Source organism: Streptomyces sp. NPDC006655 (assembly GCF_040703965.1).
In the GTDB taxonomy this organism is placed as follows: domain Bacteria; phylum Actinomycetota; class Actinomycetes; order Streptomycetales; family Streptomycetaceae; genus Streptomyces.
The window spans coordinates 28,981-46,499 of record NZ_JBEYJU010000018.1; the positions used below are offsets into that span (position 1 = coordinate 28,981).

The 17,519-nt window shown below is 72.0% G+C and carries 16 protein-coding genes; 3 read left to right on the forward strand and 13 right to left on the reverse strand.

Annotation, left to right across the window (positions count from 1 at the left end):
* Positions 1-13: 13 nt before the first annotated feature.
* The gene (locus AB0958_RS13350; protein WP_366890513.1) at positions 14-2,797 is read right to left on the reverse strand and encodes a penicillin acylase family protein; all 2,784 of its coding nucleotides are present in this window, start codon (positions 2,795-2,797) and stop codon (positions 14-16) included.
* A 268-nt stretch (positions 2,798-3,065) separates the two neighbouring features.
* On the opposite strand from AB0958_RS13350, the gene AB0958_RS13355 reads away from it, so the two are divergent.
* Positions 3,066-3,668 carry a hypothetical protein gene (locus AB0958_RS13355; protein ID WP_366890514.1) on the forward strand — a complete coding sequence of 201 codons (603 nt, stop codon included), beginning with the start codon at positions 3,066-3,068 and terminating at the stop codon, positions 3,666-3,668.
* A 53-nt stretch (positions 3,669-3,721) separates the two neighbouring features.
* On the opposite strand, the gene soxR is transcribed toward AB0958_RS13355, so the two are convergent.
* On the reverse strand, positions 3,722-4,183 hold the full coding sequence (gene soxR / locus AB0958_RS13360) for a redox-sensitive transcriptional activator SoxR (RefSeq protein WP_366890515.1): 462 nt from the start codon (positions 4,181-4,183) through the stop codon (positions 3,722-3,724).
* Between the two features lie 122 nt (positions 4,184-4,305).
* On the opposite strand from soxR, the gene AB0958_RS13365 reads away from it, so the two are divergent.
* Positions 4,306-4,767, forward strand: coding sequence for a MaoC family dehydratase (locus tag AB0958_RS13365; RefSeq protein WP_366890516.1), 462 nt, complete (start codon positions 4,306-4,308; stop codon positions 4,765-4,767).
* Positions 4,768-4,779: 12 nt separating this feature from the next.
* On the opposite strand, the gene AB0958_RS13370 is transcribed toward AB0958_RS13365, so the two are convergent.
* The 3 genes from AB0958_RS13370 to AB0958_RS13380 all read right to left on the reverse strand — a co-directional run bounded on the left by AB0958_RS13370 (position 4,780) and on the right by AB0958_RS13380 (position 7,001).
* Entirely contained in the window at positions 4,780-5,403 is a 624-nt protein-coding gene (locus AB0958_RS13370) for a TetR/AcrR family transcriptional regulator (protein ID WP_366890518.1), read from the reverse strand.
* Positions 5,404-5,503: 100 nt separating this feature from the next.
* Positions 5,504-5,791 carry a YiaA/YiaB family inner membrane protein gene (locus tag AB0958_RS13375; RefSeq protein ID WP_360523908.1) on the reverse strand — a complete coding sequence of 96 codons (288 nt, stop codon included), beginning with the start codon at positions 5,789-5,791 and terminating at the stop codon, positions 5,504-5,506.
* Positions 5,792-5,849: 58 nt separating this feature from the next.
* A complete protein-coding gene (locus tag AB0958_RS13380) occupies positions 5,850-7,001 on the reverse strand; it encodes an acyl-CoA dehydrogenase family protein (RefSeq protein ID WP_366890588.1) in 1,152 nt (383 codons plus the stop codon).
* A gap of 62 nt (positions 7,002-7,063) precedes the next feature.
* On the opposite strand from AB0958_RS13380, the gene AB0958_RS13385 reads away from it, so the two are divergent.
* On the forward strand, positions 7,064-7,714 hold the full coding sequence (locus tag AB0958_RS13385; protein WP_366890519.1) for a TetR/AcrR family transcriptional regulator: 651 nt from the start codon (positions 7,064-7,066) through the stop codon (positions 7,712-7,714).
* 52 nt (positions 7,715-7,766) lie between these two features.
* Here the strand turns inward: AB0958_RS13385 and AB0958_RS13390 are convergent, their stop codons facing one another.
* The 8 genes from AB0958_RS13390 to AB0958_RS13425 all read right to left on the reverse strand — a co-directional run bounded on the left by AB0958_RS13390 (position 7,767) and on the right by AB0958_RS13425 (position 17,434).
* Complete coding sequence (locus AB0958_RS13390) at positions 7,767-8,855, reverse strand: Zn-dependent alcohol dehydrogenase (protein ID WP_366890520.1); 1,089 nt, start codon at positions 8,853-8,855, stop codon at positions 7,767-7,769.
* A gap of 13 nt (positions 8,856-8,868) precedes the next feature.
* Positions 8,869-10,257, reverse strand: coding sequence for an aldehyde dehydrogenase family protein (locus AB0958_RS13395; RefSeq protein ID WP_366890521.1), 1,389 nt, complete (start codon positions 10,255-10,257; stop codon positions 8,869-8,871).
* Positions 10,258-10,418: 161 nt separating this feature from the next.
* Positions 10,419-10,871: a DUF3574 domain-containing protein gene (locus tag AB0958_RS13400; protein ID WP_366890522.1), complete on the reverse strand. Its 453-nt coding sequence runs from the start codon at positions 10,869-10,871 to the stop codon at positions 10,419-10,421.
* A gap of 81 nt (positions 10,872-10,952) precedes the next feature.
* Positions 10,953-11,615: a class F sortase gene (locus tag AB0958_RS13405; protein WP_366890523.1), complete on the reverse strand. Its 663-nt coding sequence runs from the start codon at positions 11,613-11,615 to the stop codon at positions 10,953-10,955.
* Positions 11,602-12,309 (reverse strand): hypothetical protein, encoded by a 708-nt coding sequence (locus tag AB0958_RS13410; RefSeq protein ID WP_366890524.1) that lies wholly within the window; start codon positions 12,307-12,309, stop codon positions 11,602-11,604. Before AB0958_RS13410 ends, AB0958_RS13405 begins: the two co-directional genes overlap by 14 nt.
* Before the next feature lie 101 nt (positions 12,310-12,410).
* A complete protein-coding gene (locus tag AB0958_RS13415) occupies positions 12,411-13,655 on the reverse strand; it encodes an MFS transporter (RefSeq protein WP_366890525.1) in 1,245 nt (414 codons plus the stop codon).
* A gap of 23 nt (positions 13,656-13,678) precedes the next feature.
* A complete protein-coding gene (locus AB0958_RS13420; protein WP_366890526.1) occupies positions 13,679-15,115 on the reverse strand; it encodes a citrate:proton symporter in 1,437 nt (478 codons plus the stop codon).
* Between the two features lie 87 nt (positions 15,116-15,202).
* Complete coding sequence (locus AB0958_RS13425; protein ID WP_366890527.1) at positions 15,203-17,434, reverse strand: molybdopterin oxidoreductase family protein; 2,232 nt, start codon at positions 17,432-17,434, stop codon at positions 15,203-15,205.
* Positions 17,435-17,519: the final 85 nt, after the last annotated feature.

Consider the following 17,519-nt stretch of genomic DNA (forward strand, 5'->3'; position numbering starts at 1 on the left):
CGCCGTGCGGGTGTCACCGGTGCGAGGTGTACTCCACCACCTGCTGGAAGGTGGGCCGGTTCTGCCAGCTGATGTTGTAGTGCTTGATGCCGCCCAGGGTGCGCTGGACGATCGAGTCGGCACACCACTGGTCGCCCGCGGAGCACAGCGAGTCCCCGGGGTAGACGGTGGACGCGCTGGTGCCGGCCGCCGTCTTCAGGGTGCTGATCAGGATGTCCCGGCAGGAGCTGAGGCTGCCGCCGCCGCAGTACTGCTCGGCCAGCGGCCCGGACACGCTCTGGCCGAGCACCGAGCGGATGTCCTTGTCGACATAACTCCACCAGCCGTACTGGAAGGAGCTGCCGGCGTGTGAGCCGGTGGGCCCGTGTGCGGCCCACGGGGCTTCGTCGACGGGCAGGTTGGCGGTCAACGCGGTGTACAGGCCGGAACCGAGACCGGGCTGGAACTCGGCCTTCACCAGCAGCGGCCACCAGGCGTCCAGGATCCGGATGGCGTCGGAGTTGGCGTAGGTCTTGGAGCCCGCCGACGTCTCCGTGCGCTTGCCGCCCGCGGCGAGCCAGGTCTGGATCTTGCCGACGGCCGCGGCGGCCGTGGAGTCGGTGACCGTACTGCTGTTGATCACCTTCAGCAGATCCGGGACCACGTCCTCGGCCCGCAGGTCCGTCAGCGACGCGTCCGCCATGGCCTTGACAAGCGAGGAGCGGGTGACGCCCCCGGCGGCCACGAGCTTCTTCACCCGGTCGTCGAGGAGGTTCCCCCGGTGGACCGAGCCGTCGCCCCAGCTGGCGGTCGTGTAGTCGAGCGCCTGCTTGTTGTTCCAGGAGACGTAGTAGTCCTGGTCGACGGACTGGGGGTGCTGCGCGGCCGGGGTGTAGTCGGCCGTGTTGGTGGTCGGGTCCCAGTTCCGCCACTCGTAGGCGGCCTGGCCCCAGACCGGGAACTCCGGGTCGACACCGGTCGCGCGCACCGGGTTGTCGCCGCTGTTGTAGTACGCGGTGTGCGAGGAGTCGGCGTAGAACCAGTTGAAGGTGTAGTTGATGTGCTGCACCGCGCTCTGGAAGGTCCCCGGGCTGTTCACGTAACCGGGGTCGTTGAGCATCTGGAAGCCGATGATCGAGTCGGCCTCGTGCATGTAGGAGGAGCGCAGGGTGGTGTAGGCGACCTTCTTCCCGCCGACGGTGGCCCGGTATTCGACGGGCCCGTACTTCGTCTTCCAGACCCGCATGGTGTACGAGCCGGCTGCCGTGCCGTCGGCCGTGGTCGGCTTCCAGGAGTTCGTCTGCTCGACCTTGTCCATGGCCGTGCAGGTGCCGTGGTACAGGTAGTGGTAGTCGTCCTGGCAGAGTTCGACGGCGAAGCTGTCGATGATGTCCTGGCCGGAGGTCGTGGCGGACCACGAGTAGTCCTGGCCCCGGCCGAGTTCGACGTACATGCTCAGGCCGGCGAACGAGGCGCCGCGGGCGCTGATGCCCGGACCCTGGATCTCCTGGAGCATGAGCAGCTGCGGGGCGAAGTAGCCGGTCTGCGGTCCGAAGACGGCGATCGGGTGGCCGCTCGCGGTGTACTTGCCGCTGACCACCAGTGCGTTGGACATCCCGCGCTTGGCCGAGCTGAGCGCGGTGGCGGTCGCCGCGGCGGAGGCGGCACTCGCGCTCTGGTCGGCGCCGGTGCCCGTGGCGTTGTAGACCAGCGGTTCGGTGGTCACCGATCCGGTGTCCGGCAGCGCCTCGCCCTGCGGGCTCGCGGGCTTGGTGCCGTACGGGAAGCTCTTGCCGTCATGGACGGTGAGCACGGCCTCGGGGTCGTTGCGCTCGCGGAACGACTCCCAGACCTTGGTGCCCTCGGTCACCCCGTACTGCTCCTGGGCGGCCAGCAGGGAGATGGCGTTGTTGACCTCGCCACCGCCGCCGGAGCCGAACAGCGTGCCGATCACGGAGGCCAGCGCCACCAGGTCGGTGATCTTGAAGTGGTCGATCGTGCCGGCGTTGGTGATCGAGTCCTTGTGGCCGGTCAGCACGTACTCGCCGGGGAAGTAACGGCCCTTGTCGGAGGCGTCGATGTAGGAGTTGATGCCGTCGAGGTAGGCGTTGGCGTCCGCGAGGGCCTGCTGGCCGCGGGCGCCGTTGGTCGCGACGGCGTTGTCTATCTGCGCCTGGAGGTCGGCCTCGGTGTAGGGCGCGTTGCGGTAGAACTCCTGCTCCAGGCCCTGGTTGGAGGCGACACCGCCGGCGAAGGAGGTGAGCTGGCCGCGCCCGACGTGCCGGAACACGTCCATGAGCCACAGCCGGTCCTCAGCGGCGGCGTAACCGGCGCCGAACTCGGTGCCGTATCTGGTGGTACCGGTGATGTGGGGCACCCCGGTCGCCTTGTCACGGACGATGGTCACGTCGCCGCGGCCGGCCGGGCTCTCGGTGGAGGCGACCTGACCCGACGCGACCCCGAACGACGCGTCGTTGAAGAACGTGTTGATCTTCGCGTCCGTGAGGGTGGAGTAGCCGCTGGCCAGGTTGGCGTAGGGGCCGAGCTGGTCCTCGGCGTGGCTCGGCTGGGTGCCGAAGGCCTGGTTGAGCAGGATCTGGGCAAGAGTGGCGTTGCCGTTCTCGCCGGGCGGCAGGATGTCGGAACACTGCCCGCCGCAGTAGTCGTTGGAGGCCGCCGCGGCGGCGGTGGTCTGGGCGAGCGGGGAGAGCAGCCCGGCGATCAGCGCGCATACGGATGCGGCTTTCAGGAACCCGGGGAGCCTGCGGGGAGTTCTCAGTCTGTCGAACAACGCGTGATGTCTGGTGCGCCGTGGCATGGCGGCTCCTCAACGACGGGGGTGGGCCGGACGTTACCGCCGGTATCCCCGGGATTGAAGATGAACATGCGTCAAGTTTTCAACATGTCGCACGCGTCGGCGGTGCCACCGGCCGCCGGTCAAGGCGGGCGGCCTTATGGACGGCATCGGAAATCGGATGGAGCCGATTCGAGTGTCGATACGTCTATACGGCAACGTCGCGCGGAGCCCGTGCGGCGACGCCGAAGTGACCGAAGTGCAGGTACAGGTGTGACGGAGGTGCAGGGCGATGGCCGGTTTCCGGAGTCTGGCGAGACAGGTGCGAGACCCACGGTGCGATCTGGCGCTGCGGCGTTATTCGCTGCGCAAGTGCCTGGAGCGGTTCGCTCCGTACGGGCACCGCGCGACCTGGGACCATCTGTGTGCGCGGGCCGGGTTCGGTCCTGAGGACCGGTCCCCCGATCCGGTGCGTCTCGTGGGCGCACTGGACGAGTTGGAGGAGGCGCGGGCGGTCTGGCTCGCCTACGAGGTCGACTTCGCCTCCCGCCGCAAGAAGGAGAAGCACGACGGGCTGCGCCGCCCGGGCAGCGTGGACGACTGGCACCGGCTGACCTGGGGCGGATTCGGAGTGGCCTGGTGCGACGACCCTCGGGTCCATCCCGACGAACCGCTCGCCGAGGTGCTGCGACGGCTGATCGCCGCCCTGGAGCGCGAACCGGGCACGAGCTGCCCGGTGTGCGAAGGGGAGCGCCTGGTCTGGAAGTACGACCTGGACCACGAGCCCTCCGCCGGTCCGGTCTGCGCGGACTGCGGGATCCTGGTGCCGCGTCCGGTGCTCACCGCCGAGGCCGTGGCCTACGCCAGGCGCGGGCGGCTGCTCATGTCGGCCTGACCGTCCGGGGGTGCGCCGGGGATGCCGCACCCCCCTACCGCCCCTCCCCCGCACTACGCCCTCTCCTGCGGCAGCAGGCGGGAGCCCGCCCGCCCCGCGCCGAAGGCATCGTGCGGGTTGGACAGGACGCACGTGGCCAGCGACAGGCAGCCGCAGCCGATGCAGTCGGTCAGGTGGTCGCGCAGCCGGTTGAGCTGCCGGATGCGTTCGTCGAGTTCCGCGCGCCAGGCCTGCGAGAGACGGGCCCAGTCCTCCCTGGTCGGGGTGCGCTCCTCGGGGAGTTCCGCGAGCGCCTCGCGGATGGTGGCCAGCGGGATGCCGACGCGTTGCGCCGCCCTGACGAAGGCCACGCGGCGGAGGGTGTCGCGGCTGTAGCGGCGCTGGTTGCCGGCGGTCCGCCGGCTGCTGATCAGCCCCTTGGCCTCGTAGAAGTGCAGTGCGGAGACCGCGGCGCCGCTGCGCGCGGACAACTGGCCGACGCTCAGCTCGTGGATCTCCTCGGGAATCTGCGGCACCCGGCAGAGACTACCCATCGGGCGCGGGCCGCGGTCCGTTGACAGCGGCCCCGCGGCCGACCATGCTAAGCAGTTGCTTAGACAAGGCGAGTGTGACCCGTGAGCGCGAGAGGGCCGGCAACATGGCAGAACCGAGGATCTTCGCTTCCCCCGACGAGCTGAAGGCGGCCGTGGGCGAGCAACTGGGCTTCACCGACTGGCTGGAGGTCGACCAGAAGCGGATCGACCTGTTCGCGGACGCGACGGGCGACCACCAGTGGATCCACGTCGACCCGGAGAAGGCGGCCACGGGCCCGTTCGGCACGACCATCGCGCACGGCTACCTGACCCTGTCGCTGCTCCCGCTCTTCGGCCCCCAGCTGATCAAGGTCGAGGGCGTGAAGATGGGCGTCAACTACGGCACCAACAAGGTCCGTTTCCCCGCCCCCGTGCCGGTCGGCTCGCGGCTGCGCGCCACCGCGACGATCACCGGCGTCGAGGAGGTCACCGGCGGTGTCCAGGTGACCGTCGCGTTCACCGTGGAGCGCGAGGGCGGCGACAAGCCGGTCTGCGTCGCGGAGTCGGTGTCCCGGTACTACGTCTGAGCGGCCCCGCGGCTACCCGGCCCCGACCATCCGCAGCACGAGGTCGGCGTAGAGCGTGCCGACCTCCTCGGGGGTCCGGGGGCCGTTCACGTTGAACCAGCGGGCCACGTCGATGCACAGCGACAGCACCGCGAGGGTGGTGCCGTGGACGTCGATCACGTCGAACTCGCCGGCCGCGACGCCCTCCTTGATGATCCCGCGCACCTCCGCGTCCACCTGGCGGCGCAGCGCGAGGATCTCGGCGCGGGCGTCGGGGCCGAGGGCGTCCAGCTCGTACTGCACGACCCGGGCGGTGGTGCGCCGGCCGGCGTGCCAGCGGACGAAGGAGCTGACGGCGTCGGCGAGCCGCTCGGCGGCGGTGCCCTCGCGCCGGGCGGCCGTCCGCAGGATGTCCAGGGCCTTGTCGTGACCGATGCGGCTGATCCGGTGGAGCAGCTCTTCCTTGGTCTTGTAGTGGATGTAGAGCGCGGCCGGGCTCATACCGGCGCGGCCCGCGATGTCACGGGTGGTGGTGGCGTGGTAGCCGCGCTCGGCGAAGGCCTCCACGGCGGCGACCAGCAGACGCCTGGCCGCGTCAGGGGTGACCTCTTCCCACGGCTCGATCTCGCCGCCGGTCGTGTCCTCCGCCGTACTCATCGCTCGCTCGCCCCTCTCGGTACCGGAGCTCCACCATACCGCCGAAGCTGAGCGAGCGCTTAGTGTGCCCGCTCAGGGCTGTGCGCCGTCCTCGGTGAGGTCAGAGCTTCTCGAAGGGGTCGTGTTCGGCGAGCAGCTTCTCCAGCCGTGCCTGGTCGACCCGGCTGACGATCTGGCCGGCCTCCTGGCGGTCCCGGATGACCTTCGCGAGCGTGAAGGCGGAGGTGACGAGGTAGAGGACGGCGATGCCGAGGAAGCCGCGCACCCAGGCGTCGGCGTGCAGCCTGAAGATGCCGATGACCGTCGCCGTCATGGCGATGCCGAAGGAGGCGACGGCCTGACCGTAGAAGGCGGCCGTGTTCTGGTTTCTGACCGGTGTGTCACTCATGGGACGAGCATCGGCGAACGTGGGCCGCGCCACATCCGCCGACGTACTCAGGGCGTACTCAGAACGCCGAGACCCCTGTCAGCGCTCGCCCGATGAGCAGCTTCTGGATCTGGCTGGTGCCCTCGTAGAGGGTCATCACCCGGGCGTCGCGCAGGAGTTTGCCCACCGGGTACTCGTCGATGTAGCCGTAGCCGCCGAAGACCTGGAGGGCGTTGTTGGCGGCGCGCACGGCGGCCTCCGAGGCGAACAGCTTGGCCTTGGAGGACTCGGTGGCGAACGGCAGCCCGCGGTCGACCAGATCGGCGACGCGCCAGGTCAGCAGCCGGGCCGCGTCCACGTCGACGGCGATGTCGCTGAGGAGTTCCTGGACCAGCTGGTGCCCGGCGATCGGCGTCCCGAACTGCTCCCGCTCCCCGGCGTATCGGACGGCGGCGTCGAGCGCGGCCTGCGCTATGCCGACGCAGCCCGCGGCCACCGACATCCGTCCCTTGGCGAGCGCGGACATGGCGACCGAGAAACCCTTGCCCTCCGGGCCGAGCATCGCGGCGGCGGGCACCCGGACGTCCTGAAGGACCAGTTCGGCGGTGGCCTGGCCGCGCAGACCGAGCTTGCCGTGGACGGCGCGGCGGGTGAGGCCGGGGGTGTCGGCCGGCACCAGGAAGGCGGAGACGCCCCGGTGACCGGGGGCGTCGGTGGAGCGGGCGAAGAGCAGGACGACGTCGGCCCAGGTGCCGTTGGTGATGAACATCTTGGTGCCGTTGACGACGTAGTGGTCGCCGTCGCGAACGGCGCGGGTGGTGAGGTTGCCCGCGTCGGAGCCGGTACCGGGTTCGGTGAGGCCGAAGCAGCCGAGGTACGCGCCGGAGGTCAGCCCCGGCAGCCAGCACCGCTTCTGCTCCTCGTCGCCCCAGGCGGCGATCGACTTGGCGACGAGCCCGAGGGAGACGGAGACGATCCCGCGGACCGAGGAGTCCCCACGGCCCAGCTCCTCCGTCACCAGGCAGTACGACAGGTGGTCGCCGCCCGAGCCGCCGTACTCCTCGTCGATCGTCAGCCCGAGGAACCCGACCTCGCCGAGCTTCTTCACGATGCCCCGGTCGACCTCCTCGGCCCGGTCCCAGGCGACCACGTGCGGGGCGATCTCGCGCTCGACGAAGTCCCGGGCGAGCCGCCGTACGGCGGTCTGCTCCTCACCGAGCCCCAGGTTCACCATGCGACCACCCTTTTAATTAGCACTGCTAGTTTATTCTCCCGGGCCCTACTATGTGCGCCATGGCCCGACCGCGCAAGCCCCTCCTCAGCACCGACCGGATCGTCCGGGCGGCCCGGGAACTCGTGGACGCGGAGGGGCTGGCGGCCGTGTCCACCCGGCGGCTGGCGGCCGAACTGGGGGTGAGCGGGCCCTCGCTCTACAACCACTTCCGCACCAAGGACGAGATCCTGGAGGCGGTCGCGGACTCGGTCAGCGCGCAGCTCGACCTGTCGATGTTCGAGCCCGGCGACGGCCGGGACTGGCGCACCGCCCTGCACGACTGGGCGGTGTCGTACCGGGCCGCGCTGCGCGACCACCCGAACATCGTCCCGGTGCTGGCCCGCGGGCCGGGCCGGCGCCCGGCCGGACTGCGGGTCGCCGACGCGGTGTACGGCGCGATGGTGGACGCGGGGTGGCCGGCGGCACAGGCGACGTCGATCGGGGCGCTGATGCGGTACTTCGTCATGGGCTCGGCGCTGGGGTCCTTCGCCGGCGGGTTCGTGGACGACGCGAGCGCGTACGATCCGGCCGACTATCCGCATCTGGGCCAGGCCCATCTGCTGGCGGATCAGCAGGAGAAGATCGACGAGCGGGCGTTCGAGACGGGGTTGCGGGCGCTGCTGGACGGGTTGGGCGAACAGTTCACGCGGCTGCGGGGGACGACGGGATAGGGGCGGTGCGGCCCGGTCGTCGCCGCCCGCGGGCCGGCGCGGAACCGGCCGCTCAGAACACCACCAGCGCCCGGCCGCCCTTACCGGCGAGCATGTTCCCGAAGGCGTCCGGGATGTCCTCCAGGGTGATCCGCTGCGTGACCAGCGCGCCCAGGTCCAGGCGGCCCGCCCGGACGTGCTCGGCGAGCACCGGCAGGTCGCGGGCCGGGTCGGAGTTGCCGTAGACGCAGCCGGCGAGGGTGCGGCCCCAGTGGAAGAGCTCCAGGGCGTTGAAGGTGACCTGTTCCGTCTTGCCGCCGATGCCGACCACGGTCGTACGGCCGCCCCTGCGGGTGGACTCCCAGGCCGCGCGGATGCTGACCGCGCGTCCGGCGCACTCCACGGCGACGTCGACGCCCTGTTTCCCGGTGAGGGCGCGGATCGCGCGGGGCGTGGTGTCGGAGGCGACCACGTAGTCCGTGGCGCCGGCCGCCCGCGCCAGGTCCTCCTTCGCCGCGGACACGTCCACGGCGACGATCCTGGACGCACCCGCGATCCGGGCCGCCTGGACGGTGGCCAGGCCGACCCCGCCGACGCCGAACACGGCGACGGTCTCGCCCTCGCGGACGCGCGCCGCGTGGTGGACGGCGCCGTAACCCGTGAGGACCGCGCAGCCGAGGAGGGCCGCGTCGACGAGCGGGACGCCGGCCGGGAGCGGGAGGACGCAGGACTCGGCGACCACGGTCTCCTCGGCGAAGGCCGCCACGTTCAGGCCGGGGTGCAGGTCGGTGCCGTCCGTCGTCCGGGCGTGGACGTCGGCGGAGCCGTTCAGGGCGTTGGCGCACAGCCAGACCTCGCCGAGCGCGCAGGCGTGGCAGTTCCCGCAGGAGGGCGCCCAGTTGAGGACGACGGTGTCGCCGGGTGCCAGCCGGGTGACGCCCTCGCCCACGGCTACCACGGTGCCCGCGCCCTCGTGGCCGAGGACCGCCGGGACCGGCACCCGCATGGTGCCGTCGGAGAGGGAGAGGTCGGAGTGGCAGACACCGGCGGCGGCGAGCCGGACGCGGACCTGTCCGGGGCCGGGGTCCGGGAGCTCGATCCCGGTGACCGTCAGAGGGGCGCCCACGGCGGGCAGTACGGCGGCGCGGACCTGGGTAGCCATCGGGGCGATCTCCTCAGAACTGCAGGGACTTGGTCTGGAGGTACTCGGCGAGACCGTGCGCGCCGAGTTCACGGCCGACGCCCGACTGCTTGTAACCGCCGAACGGGGCGAGGGGGTTGAACCGCCCGCCGTTGATGTCGACCTGCCCGGTCTCCATCCGCCGGGCGAAGGCCACCGCCTCCTGCTCGTCCCCGGCCCAGACGGCGCCCGCGAGGCCGTAGACCGTGCCGTTGGCGATGCGCAGGGCGTCGTCCTCGTCCTCGTAGCGCAGGATCGACAGGACCGGGCCGAAGATCTCCTCCTGCGCGATCGTCATCTCGGGGGTGACGTCGGCGAAGACCGTCGGGTGGACGAAGTAGCCCCGTTCGCGGGGGGATTCCGGACCGCCCGCGACCAGCCGGGCGCCCTCCGCGATGCCCTTCTCGATGTAGCCGCGCACCCGCGCCCGCTGCTCGGCGCTGACGACGGGACCGATCCGCTCGCCGTACGTGGCGGCGGCGGCCGCGGCCAGTTCCACCGCCTCGTCGTACTGGCCGGAGTGCACCAGCATCCGGGTCCAGGCGCTGCACGTCTGACCCGAGTTGGACATCACGTTGGCCACCCCGACGTTGACCGCCCTGGCGAGGTCGGCGCTCGGGAGGATGACGTTCGCGGACTTGCCGCCCAGTTCCAGGGCCACCTTCTTGACCGCGGCCCCGGCGGTCGCGCCGATCTGCCTGCCGACGGCCGTGGAGCCGGTGAAGGAGACCAGGTCGACGCCCGGGTGCTCGGCGAGCGCCTGACCGGCGACCGGACCGAGCCCGGTGACCAGGTTGAACACACCGGCGGGGAAGTCCGCTTCGTGCACCGCCTCCGCGAACAGCTGGGCGGTGAGCGGGGTGTTCTCGGCGGGCTTGAGGACGACCGTGCAGCCGGCGGCGAGCGCCGGGGCGGCCTTCGCGACGACCTGGTGCAGCGGGTAGTTCCAGGGGGTGATCGCGCCGACCACCCCGACCGGCTCCTGGTAGACGGTCGAGTTGCCGACCTTCTCCTCGAAGGGATGGCCGGCCGCCAAGTCGGCGTAGGAGCCCGCGACCGCGATCGGCACGGCCGCGTGCACGGCCCGGGAGAACTTCAGCGGTGCGCCAAGCTCCGCGCCGACCGTCTCGGCGATCTCGTCCTTGCGGGCCGCCAGGACGTCGCGCAGCGAGGCGAGCCGGGCGGCGCGCTCGGCGGGCGGGGTGGCGGCCCAGGCCGGCAGGGCGGCGCGGGCCGCGCGTACCGCGGTGTCGACGTCGAGCGCGCCACCCGCCGGGACCCGGCCGATGACCTGCTCGTCGACCGGGTTGACGACCTCGATCACGTCCCGGCTCTCGGCGGCGCGCCAGGCGCCGTCGATGTACAGGCCGTCGTGTGCCTTCATGCTGCTTCCTCCTGGCGGGCCGGATCTCCGCCTCACAAACTAGCGGCGATAGTTTTAGCGCGCCAGACATGGTCCGCGCCAGACATGGTCCGCGCCAGACATGGTCCGCGCCAGACATGGTCCACGCCAGACATCGTCCGCGCCGGACGGGGCGGACGGCGTCAGAAGTCGACCCGGGCGTGGGCGTCCACCCTGCCCACGCTCTCCTGCGCGAAGGCCTTCTCGTAGGCCCGCCGGATCTCCTCGATCTTCCGGTCGCCGCCCTTCGCCGCCGACTCGGGATACAGCAGGATCAGTTCGTACGACCGCTCCTTCTCGATGGTCCCGTGCGCGTCCCGCCACTGGCCGCGCCCGTTCTGCACGGTGAGGCCGTCGGGGAAGTCCGGGGTGACCTCCCTGTCGACGAATGCGGTGAACTCCCGGTCGGTGACGGCCGGTCCGCCGTCGGGGCGGGCGGTGCCGAAGAACAGCCGGGTCTCGACATACGGCTTGCCGCGCGCGGGCGCGGCGGCGGGGCGGCTGTCGGCCAGTGCCGTGTAGGCGGTGGGGGCGCCGGCGAGCAGCAGCCCGGCCAGGGCGAGGGCCGACCGGTCACGGAGAGATTGCGTGCGCATGCCCCCTTCTTAGGGGGTTCGGTCGGCCCTGCCACCGGTTTCGCGCCGGGTTCACTCGTCCAGGTCGTCCGTACCGCGTGGTCATTCCGTCGCGGTCAGGTGGGCGAAGACCACCACGTTGCTGGTGTAGCCGGTCCGGCGGCTGAAGAGGCCACCGCAGGTGATCACGCGCAGTTCCGGGCGGCGGGTCGGGCCGTACACCTCCTTGTCGGGGAATCCGGCCTTGTCGTAGACCTTCACCCGGTCCACCGTGTAGACGGCGGTACGTCCGTCCGCGCGCCCGGCCTCGATCCGTTTGCCGGGCTTCACCTGCGCGAGCGCCGCGAAGACCGCGGGTCCGGTTCTGGTGTCGCGGTGTCCGACGGCGACCGCGAGGCCGGACTCGCCCGGCGTGGCGCCGCCCTGGTACCAGCCGATCAGCTTCGGCTCGTCGACCGGCGGGGTCTCCAACTGCCGCCCTGGGTCCAGCCGGACACCGGTGACCGGTGCGTCGACGCCCAGGGACGGGATGCGCATCGACGTCGGCCGGGACCTGGGCAGGGGGCGGGGCGGGGGCAGCGGCCTGGCCGCCGTGCGGGCCCCGTCGGGCCCCGCGCCCGCCACGGCGTCCCGGTCGCCCGGCCCGTCGTCGTGCCCCCCGCACCGGACCAGTGCCACCAGGGCCATGACCAGCAGGGCCGTCCTGGCGAGGCGGTAGGCGCGGGTCCGGTACCAGGGCCTGCGTCTGCGCCTACGCGGCGCCATGGGGCCGACGACGGATCAGCCGGACGTACGCCACGGCACTGGCCGCGACCAGACCCACGGCCGCGGCCGCGGCCACGGGCGAGAACGCGGCCGCCGTGTCGACGAGACCGCCGCCGCCGGCGTGCACACCGCCCTGCGGGCCGTTGTGGTCGTCACCCTTGCCCCAGCTCGCGTCGTTGTGCTGGTTGTCCTCGATCTGGCCGTTCTGGCCGTTGTGACCGTTCTGGTCGTTCTGCCCGTTGGGGCCGTTCTGGCCCGGCGCCCCGTCCTCCTTGCCGTCGTGGCAGTTGAGCCGGAAGACCTTCTCCTTCAACGCGCCGGCCACCACCCAGGTGAGCCGGTACTGACCGTCCGCCAGCCCCAGCGGATCGGTGTGACCGGCGCCTCCGGCGAGCTGGATGGTGCCCGCGACGGTGGCGGCGGTGGGCAGCGGCGGCTGCGGGGTGATGGTGTAGGCGATGGCGGGCAGGACGTCGAAGTTGACGGCGTCCAGGTAGAAACGGCAGACCACCGGGTCGTCCTTGGAGACGCCGAAGGGCACGCCCACCCGGTGGATCCTGATGTCGCCGTTCTCCCCCTGGGCCACCGCGTTCGGCGCCGCCACCCACGACGCGCCCGCCGCGGCGAGGGCGGTGAGGACGACGGTGGCGCCCGCGCGGGAACCGGCGGAGCGTGGAAGTGTGAGGGTGGGCATGCAAGCTCCTCCAAGTTAGACGATTTTCATACAAATCGGCCTTTCGCCTGGACTATCACTCACCCACCCCACGGCCCACGCCATCGACGCCCGACGCGCCGTCAGATATCGCCCGGCCGGCGCAACACCGAGCTCCTGCGTCGTGTCCGCGGCACCGCACCCGCGTCCCCGGACGGCCCCACGCCTGCCGGAGAGCGCACCGCCACCCCCGCCGACAACAGCAGCAACGCCCCCAGCATCACGAACGGCGCGGCCACCCCCGTGGCCCCCGCCACCAGACCCGCCGCCCCCGGCGCCGCCACCTGCCCCAGCCGGTTCCCGGTCAGCCGCAGGGCCAGTGCCGTGGACCGGGCACCGTCCGGCGCCGCCTGCACGACCGTCGTCATCGACAACGGCTGCCCGACCCCCAGGCAGAACCCGAGCACGCCGAGCATCAGCCCGAGCACCCACAACGGCACCGGCAGCGCGATCCCCGCACACAGCACCGCCGCCAGCAGACACGTCGCGGTCAGCAGCACCGGCCGGCCCAGCCACCTCAGCAGCGGCGTGAGAACCAGCCGGCAGGCGATCGTCGCCCCGGCGCGCACGCTCAGCAGCACGCCGATCACCGCCGGAGCGATCCCCCGGTGCTCGCCGACCACCGGGAGGTACGCCGTGAGGATGTCGGTCGCGGACAGCACCGAAAGGCTGATCAGCATGCCCGCCGGCACCCCCCGGGCGCGCAGGATACGGCCGACCGCGACGCGTTCGCCCCGCTCCGTAGGGGAGGCGACCGCCGTACGGTCCTCGATGCGCCACAGCGACGTCAGCGCGACGGCCGCGCCCGCGCCCGCCACCACGAGCGCGAGCGCGCTGCTGCCCGCCATGTCGGGGGCGCCGATCAGCGCACCGGCCGCGACCGGGCCGATCAGCTGGCCGAGCGACGCCCCGATGGTGAAGTGGCCGAAGGCGCGGTCCTGTTCGTGCGCGGCCGACTGGCGGGCCACCAGCGACTGGGCGCCGATCACGAAGCAGAGGTGGCCGAGACCCATCACCCCGCTCCACAGGGCCATCGCCCACAGGGAGCCGGCCAGGCCGCTGAGCGCGCAGCCGCCGGATATCAGCACCACGCCGGCCGGCAGCAGGGGCGCGCAGCGGCCGTGGTCGGTACGGCGGCCGAGCGGCACGGCGGCGAACAGCGGAAGCAGGGCGTAGACACCGGTGATGACGCCGACCGCCCGCTCGTCGGCGCCGAGCGCGAGGGCCCGGTAGGAGACGGCGGGCCGGGCCATCGACACCGCCCCCTGCGCGAAGCCGAAGGCGATGACGAGACGCAGCAGCCAGCCGCGGTTCCTGCCGGGCACCATGGTGAAGTCCTCCGACGGACGGCTCAGACGATTCCGAACAGGATCCCTGCCCCGAGCACCACGAGGGACGTCAGGGCGGCCCACTTCACGACGAAGCGGGTGTGGTCGCCGAACTCGACCTTGGCCATGCCGACCAGGACGTAGACGGCGGGGACGAGCGGGCTGGACATGTGCAGCGGCTGGCCGACGATCGAGGCGCGGGCGATCTCCACGGCGGGGACCCCGTGGGCCTGCCCGGCCTCGGCGAGGACCGGGAGGATGCCGAAGTAGAAGCCGTCGTTGGACATGAAGTAGGTCAGCGGGATGCTCAGCACGCCCGTGACGAGGGCCATGTGCGGGCCCATGCCGTCGGGGATGTTGCCGACCAGCCACTCGGCCATGTGGTCGACCATGCCGGTGCCCTGGAGGACGCCGGTGAAGACGGCGGCGGCGAAGACCATGCCGGAGACGTTGAGGACGTTCTCGGCGTGGGCGGCGATCCGGGCCCTCTGGGCCGGCATCTGGGGGAAGTTGACGGTCAGCGCCAAGGCCGCGCCGAGCAGGAACAGCACCGGGATCGGCAGCCACTCCATGATCATGGCGGTGAGCAGGACGACGGTGAGCGCCGCGTTGAACCAGTACAGCCGGGGGCGCAGCGTGTCGCGGTGCGGGTCCAGGCCCTGGAAGGCCCCGTCCTCCCCCGGGAGCTCCGCGCCGGTGCCGGAGCCCGAACCGGCGCCGCGCGCCGGGGACTTCCCGGTGCCGGTCCCGGCGCCGACCAGCACGGTCTCCGTCTCCCGCTCCGCCACCAGCGCCTCGTCCAGGGTCAGCACGCCGAGCCGGCTGCGCTCGCGGCGGCCGAGAACGTAGGCGAGGGCGAGGACGAAGAGCAGGCCGACGGCGAGCGCCGGGATCATCGGGACGAAGATGTCGCTCGCGTCCAGCTTCAGCGCGGTCGCCGCGCGAGCGGTGGGGCCGCCCCAGGGCAGGGTGTTCATCACGCCGTTGGCCATGGCGGCGACACCGGTCATCACGACCAGGCTCATCTTCAGCCGCTTGTACAGCGGGTACATCGCCGAGACGGTGATCATGAAGGTGGTGGAGCCGTCGCCGTCGAGGGAGACGATCGCGGCGAGCAGGGCCGTGCCGACGACGATCCGCAGCGGGTCGGCCTTGCAGAACCTCAGGATGCCCTTGACCACCGGGTCGAAGAGGCCGACGTCGATCATCACACCGAAGTAGACGATCGCGAACATGAGCATCGCCGCGGTCGGGGCGAGGCTCGTGACGCCGTCGATGACGTAGTCGCCGAGCTTGGCCCCCTTGCCGACGAACACGCAGAACAGCGCGGGGATCAGCACGAGCGCCGCGATCGGCGACATCTTCTTCAGCATGATCAGGACCAGGAAGGTCGCGATCATGGCGAAGCCGAGGATGGTCAGCATGAGTGGAACACCTAACGTTCGCCCTTGAACTCCCACCAGGGCCGGCGGTGCGGACGACGTTAGGTCGCGTCAAACGTCGTTAACAAGACGTTGACATGCGAGCAATAAGCGCAGAACTCCAGGTCACGGCGTTGCGGTGATCTCGACGGGGATGCCGTTGAGCACGGCGTTGCCGGACAGCGGGTCGAGCAGGCTGCCGTCGAGGAGCTGGTTGACGTTGACACCGGGGACGGTCGCGGCGTGGCTGAGCCGGGTGCCGGAGCGGTCGTGGCCCCAGCCGTGCGGGAGGCTGACGACGCCCCTGCGGACGCCGTCGGTGACCTCGGCGGGGGCGACCACCTCTCCCCCGGCGCCCTTGACGCGTACGTCGGCGCCGTCGCGCACGCCGAGCCGTTCGGCGTCCTCGGGGTGGATCTGCAGGGTGCAGCGGTTGGAGCCGCCGGTGAGGGCGGGCACGTTGTGCATCCAGCTGTTGTTGGAGCGCAGGTGCCGACGGCCGACGAGGACGAGTCCGGCGGGGCGGTCGCCGAGGGCCGCGCGGAGCCGGGGCAGGTCCTCGGCGATGGGCCGCGGCAGCAGCTCGACCTTGCCGCTCCTGGTCTTCAGCGGCTGCGGCAGGCGGGACGCGAGGGGGCCGAGGTCGATGCCGTGCGGGTGGGCCAGCAGCCGCTGGAGGGTGAGACCGTCGGGCCGGGCGCCGAAGCCGTCGCCGTAGGGGCCGAGGCGCAGCATCATGTCCAGCCGGCGCTCGGGGCCGGTGTCGCCGGTGAGCAGGGCGGCGAGCTCCCGGGGGTCGCGGCCGTGCGCGGGCGAGTGGGCCTCGGTGACCGCCTTCCCCAGGGTCTGGCCGATGACCAGGTCGTCGACGGCGGACGGTTCGGCGCCGTGCATGCCGCCGGCCGCCAGGATCAGCCGGGCCAGGATCTCGGTCTCCGCCATCCGGCCGGGTTCGAGCGGGACGGCGGGGCGGCTGTAGCGGACCTGGTTGCGGACGGCGAGGGTGTTGAAGGCGAAGTCGTGGTGCGGGCTCTGCGAGGGCGGCGGCGGGGGCAGCACGACGTCGGCGTGGCGCGCGGTCTCGTTGAGGTAGGGGTCGACGCTGACCATGAAGTCGAGGGAGTCCAGGGCCTTGTCGAGGCGGGCGCCGTCGGGCGCGGAGAGCACCGGGTTGGTCGCGACGGCGATCAGTGCCCGGATCGGCTCCCCTTCGGCGGTCTCGGTGTCGATCTCCTCCGCGAGCGCGGAGAGCGGCAACTCGCCCTTGGCTTCCGGGTGTCCGCTCACCCGGGAGCGCCAGCGCCCGAGCGCGAAGCCGCGGCCGGGCCCCGCCGGGCGCGGCGTGCGGTCGGTGGCGGCCTGCGGGAAGAGCGCGCCGCCGGGCCGGTCGAGGTTGCCGGTGAGGATGTTGAGGACGTCGACCAGCCAGCTGGCGAGGGTGCCGTGCGGGACGGTGCAGCTGCCGATGCGGCCGTACACGGCAGCGGTGGGGGCGGCGGCGAGTTCGCGGGCGAGGACCCGGATCGTGCCGGCGTCCACGTCACAGGCCGGGGCGACCGCGTCGGGGGTGAAGTCACCCAGGGCGGCGCGGAGTTCGTCGAGGCCCTCGGTGTGCGGGACGAGGTCCCCGAGGTCCACCAGGCCCTCCGTGAAGAGGACCTGGGCCAGCGCGGCGAGCAACAGGGCGTCCGCGCCCGGCCGGATGGCGATGTGCCGGTCGGCGAGCCGGGCGGTGCGGGTGCGGCGCGGGTCGATGACGGTGAGGGTGCCGCCGCGGGCCCTGAGCGCCTTCAGCTTGCCGGGGAAGTCGGGGGCGGTGCACAGACTGCCGTTGGACTCCAGGGGGTTGGCGCCGATGAGGAGCAGGTGGTCGGTGCGGTCCAGGTCGGGCACCGGTATCGCGTTGGCGTCGCCGAAGAGCAGGCCGCTGGAGACGTGCTTGGGCATCTGGTCGACCGTGGACGCGGTGAAGACGCTGCGGGTGCCGAGGGTGGCGAGCAGCACCTGGGGGTAGAGGGCGCCGGCCACGGTGTGCACGTTCGGGTTGCCGAGGACGACGCCGACGGAGTGGGCGCCGTACCGCTCGACGACGGGCCGGATCCCGGCGGCGACCGCGTCGAAGGCCTCCGCCCAGGTGGCCTCGCGCAGTTCGCCGTCCCTGCGGACGAGGGGGGTGCGCAGGCGGTCGGGGTCGGCGTCCACGGCGCCGAATGAGGCGCCCTTCGGGCAGATGAAGCCCTTGCTGAAGACGTCGTCGCGGTCGCCTCGGGCGCCGGTGACGCGGGTGCCCTCGATGGTGAGGGTGAGGCCGCAGGTCGCCTCGCAGAGGGGGCAGATGCGCAGGGCGGTGCGGGGCATGCGGGCCTCCGGGAGGGGCGCGGCGACGGGGGGCGGCCGTACTCCGGGTGAGCATACCGGCTGGTATGTGGAGAGGGGAGGGCTG